The 442-nt window shown below is 46.2% G+C and carries 1 protein-coding gene; it reads right to left on the bottom strand.

The features are described 5' to 3' along the window. On the bottom strand, window positions 1-442 hold a 442-nt coding region (locus PSH48_RS20970; protein ID WP_273612319.1), incomplete at both ends, for a PmbA/TldA family metallopeptidase.

Genomic DNA, 442 nt, shown 5'->3' with positions numbered 1-442 from the left:
GTGACGGGTTCGAGGGAAGCCGGCAATTAAACCATGGCTGTGACCATATACTCGCAACCCTTGATGCGATGAAAAGCTAGCGCCATCTGAATTCACAATTCGCTCATCCGCGTTTAATGCGGCTTGCTCTGCTGCATGACACAAATCAATCCCTTGCTCTGGGCTTACATCCCAAGGATGAAACAAGTCTAAATCTTTAGGGGCAAACTCAAGCAGTTCTTTATCAGCAATGCCATTACATGGATCGTCTGAAGTGAATTTAGCAATATCGATGGCTTTTTCGACCACAGCACGTAATGTTTTAGGATTTAAATCAGCCGTTGATGCCGAGCCTTTGTTATTGCCAACATACACGCTAATACCTAAACCACCGTCTTGATTAAACTCAATGGTTTCTACCTCCCCCATGCGCGTACTTACCGACAGCCCCGAAGTGCTAGAC

Source organism: Pseudoalteromonas sp. Angola-4, from assembly GCF_028599265.1.
Lineage (GTDB): Bacteria > Pseudomonadota > Gammaproteobacteria > Enterobacterales > Alteromonadaceae > Pseudoalteromonas > Pseudoalteromonas atlantica.
The sequence above is the reverse complement of the archived record's forward strand: the minus strand, read 5'-3'. Positions and strand labels throughout refer to the sequence as shown.